Source organism: Fructobacillus fructosus KCTC 3544, from assembly GCF_001438695.1.
GTDB classification, from domain to species: domain Bacteria; phylum Bacillota; class Bacilli; order Lactobacillales; family Lactobacillaceae; genus Fructobacillus; species Fructobacillus fructosus.
Genome location: NZ_JQBH01000004.1, coordinates 7,267 through 10,586, shown reverse-complemented (window position 1 = coordinate 10,586; position 3,320 = coordinate 7,267). Strand labels below are relative to the sequence as shown.

The 3,320-nt window shown below is 35.8% G+C and carries 5 protein-coding genes; 2 read left to right on the top strand and 3 right to left on the bottom strand.

Features of this window, described 5'->3' with window-relative positions; translation table 11 throughout:
- Positions 1–728: IS30 family transposase (locus IV71_RS02460; protein WP_056995006.1), on the bottom strand; the 728-nt coding region annotated here is incomplete at its 3' end.
- A gap of 326 nt (positions 729–1,054) precedes the next feature.
- On the opposite strand from IV71_RS02460, the gene IV71_RS02455 reads away from it, so the two are divergent.
- A complete protein-coding gene (locus IV71_RS02455) occupies positions 1,055–2,047 on the top strand; it encodes a hypothetical protein (RefSeq protein WP_010691914.1) in 993 nt (330 codons plus the stop codon).
- Here IV71_RS02455 and IV71_RS07895 read toward each other — a convergent pair.
- On the bottom strand, positions 1,944–2,333 hold the full coding sequence (locus IV71_RS07895; RefSeq protein ID WP_141559897.1) for a hypothetical protein: 390 nt from the start codon (positions 2,331–2,333) through the stop codon (positions 1,944–1,946). The two genes, IV71_RS02455 and IV71_RS07895, sit on opposite strands and share 104 nt — an antisense overlap.
- Positions 2,324–2,869: a hypothetical protein gene (locus tag IV71_RS02450; RefSeq protein ID WP_010691915.1), complete on the bottom strand. Its 546-nt coding sequence runs from the start codon at positions 2,867–2,869 to the stop codon at positions 2,324–2,326. The genes IV71_RS07895 and IV71_RS02450 overlap by 10 nt, the downstream gene beginning before the upstream one ends.
- A gap of 214 nt (positions 2,870–3,083) precedes the next feature.
- Here IV71_RS02450 and IV71_RS02445 point away from each other — a divergent pair.
- Positions 3,084–3,320 (top strand): ParA family protein (locus tag IV71_RS02445; RefSeq protein ID WP_156405637.1); only part of this gene is annotated, 237 nt, incomplete at its 3' end.

Genomic DNA, 3,320 nt, shown 5'->3' with positions numbered 1-3,320 from the left:
CCACTATATTTTTGGCAAAACTCTTCAATGGCATCTGCTATATTATAAGCGTGCTTATTTTTTACAAGTAGTACTTCTGCGTATCGTGTTTTCCTTTCGACAAAAGTTAACAAAAGATGACTGGACTGCATTGATTCAACTCCGTCTAACTCCCAATGACCAAAAGTACTACGACGGTTAATGGCTTCTGGACGTTTTTCAATGGTGTGTCTTTGAATCACCGTTCGCTGATCTGATTTTGATTGATGAAGGCTCTGATAAGCTTTTTTACTTAAAGCACGCTTATATCGTTTTCCCTTTAATCTCAGGCTTTTATTTGAGAGTCCCTCGATTTGGTTTCGATTAATCCAATTGTAAATACTGTGAACGGATACCCCAAAGTTTCGACTACTGTGGACAATTTGTTCTGGTGACCACTTGTCCTCCAGAATTCTTTTTTTAATGATGGCCTTACGATGGTTTGATAATTTACGAGGACACAGCGCTAATTTGGAGTGTTTTTTATACTCGGCTAATTGGTGAGCTTCTAAAGCTCGATACATTCGTTTGGCATGGCAGCTGCTAAGAGACATGCCAAAGCGGCGTTTTTGGGTTGCTCGTTGAATCTCTCTTGTAATGGTGGAACGAGCAAAGCCTAGTCGGGTGGCAATTTGGGACAGCGTGTACCCTTCCCCAATCCATGTTTCGAGTTTGACACGATCCGTTAATGTTAAATGATGACAACTCATTGTAAAATCCTCTTGGTTTAGTAAGTTACCTTGACTATTTACATTCGGTAGACACCTTCTCATTATAAAGAAAATGATCATTCAGACAAACAAAAAGACGCCCGTAAAGGCGTCTTTCGGCAGTTTATTAAACATTGTGATAAAATAAACCTATCAAAACAAATCCACAAGCCCTGAATACTTTGAGCGGTTTTCAGCTTGATGGATGAAACAGAGCTATCACTAGCTGTATTTACATTATATAAAAGTCCAGCACTTTTATCAATGTATACCTCCAATAGCAGCTCTGTTTCATTCTGGTTTATGGTAGAAACGGAGTTTTTTTTATGAGTGAATACGCCTACAGCAATAAGCTTAAGTGTATCGTATCTATCGACTTTGCTTTATCACATATGGGTAAAAAACTATTAAAATACTCAGATAAAAACAAAGAATCACAAAACTTTCAGTGCCCTTTTCCCAATTGCCCAGCTCAGATGTCTATTAGAGGATGGCGCGTTATTGAAGAAGATCACCGTTTCCCCCAGCATCGTTCCTTTTCAATAATGGGACGAATACCTCATATATTCGGCTGCTCTGTAAAGGCGGGTCTTTACCAGTTACCCGATGAAGAGTCCAATGACTATAATTCACTTGATGAAAAAGATATACAAACTAAGTATATCTTACAAGGAATGAACTCTGTCAAAAGGGAAACTATAAAGCAAAAATCTAGAGTACACAGCCTAGAAAAAACCAAAAATCATTTAACACACGGTTTGTTGGCCATTGTTCAGATCATTCTCAATCCAGAAACTGATATGACTATCCCACAACCAATACGTTGGCGAAACCCAAAGAATCGCAAAGTACTTGGGATCACAAACGAACGTTCATTTAACGAAATGGTTGTCAACCTTTTTAAAAAACAGTATGGTGAGCTCGCTGAAAATACAATGAACATTTATTTTGGCTATGCAAAATTCTATCAAAAGGATGGATTTGTTTACGCTAAAATTAATACAGCCATTACAAGTTACCAGGGGTCTCCATTTGTAAACTGTAAACTAGTTTCTTTAGAAGAACTCAAGGAGGAAAGTAGGAAAAATGAAAATGCTCGAGAGCTAATGAAATTTATGGACAAAAACTCTAGTTTATCACGTGCAATCGCCATGGCCGGATACTTAACAAAAAGTTCTAACCAGAACAGCTGGGCTAATAAAGTATTTTTTGATTTTATCCCATATTCCGATAATCTTGCAAACTCGTTTGTTTTCTTGGGTGATAGTCAATATACTCTTGCAAAGCCATATTTTGAAAGGAATAAGAACTCTTTTTGACTTGTTCGTAAACAGTGGCAAACATAATAAGAGATTTCAATAAAGAGGCTTTGTATTCTTCCAGTTCTTCACCCTCTGTTAAAAACTGAAATGCCGGCACTCCTGCAATAATATTCGACACTAATTCTTGAATCCCATCAAGACACTCAAGTAGGTAAGTATCCCAAAAAATTGGCCACTCTTTTTCTGATAGGTCCACCTTCAAAAAGTCTTCTAGATACCTTAAACTGCCTAAATCATTAATGGTTACCAATTTTCGGTAAGCCTGTGTGTCCTTCAATTCCATGTAAATTTTCCTTCCTTGAGTAAGTAATATAGTGTTGAATTAAAGGGCTCCTCATCACTACTATCTAATTGCAAATGGCAGTAACAGAAAGGCTTTGTTGCAAATAAATGATGAAAATTTTGATATAAAAATTGTTGTGTATCCTCAGATAATAAATAAGCCTGATTAATTGTATCAGTTAATTCCAATTTCATATTTTCTGTATGTTCCGATAGTGGATTATTAGCTAGATAAAGTCCTGAGGAAAATTCCAGCAGGCATTCGGAATTTAAGCTTATTTCTTCAACTGGTCTCTCTCTTTTATCAATCGTCCACGTGAAACATTTTTCTGTATAAAGAATTTTCTTTCGATCTAAAAATTCCTTTATCTTATCTTTCTTGGGTAACAAATGATTGGACAATACCAATGCTTTTTTTAAATCGAAGGTCCACTCTGGTTTTTCATTTGAAGAAAGTCGAATAATGGACAGTATCTTCTTAGAAAGATATTGTCCCTTTGAATTTGTAAGAATACATTGTCTAATTTTTTCTTTCATTTCAGTCCCCTTCTTTCTACTACTATGTTTTTTTTACGATATTTTACGCATTACCACCCTTTTTCAATAAAAAACCGCCACATTTTCGAATCTTCCCGTAATTGCAATTATAAGTATAAGTGTAAATATGAGTATAATTATGTTTGCACTTGTAATTGTAATTACAATTGGTATAATAAAGATAGTTCAGAAAAGGAAAAAAGGAGCTGTTTGCATGAAGAAAATTGGTTTTATTGCTGAAAAAGGCGGAGCTGGTAAAACGACCCAAACCTACAATTTCGGGGCATATTTAGCTAAGCAAGGCAAGAAAGTTTTACTAATCGATTTAGATCATCAACTATCCTTGAGTCGAGAAGTATTTGGGATTCGGGAAGATGATTATTCAAGTCATAACTTATTCCACGACCAACCGGTTAAGGTTTATCAAGTAAAGGAAAATATGGATTTAATC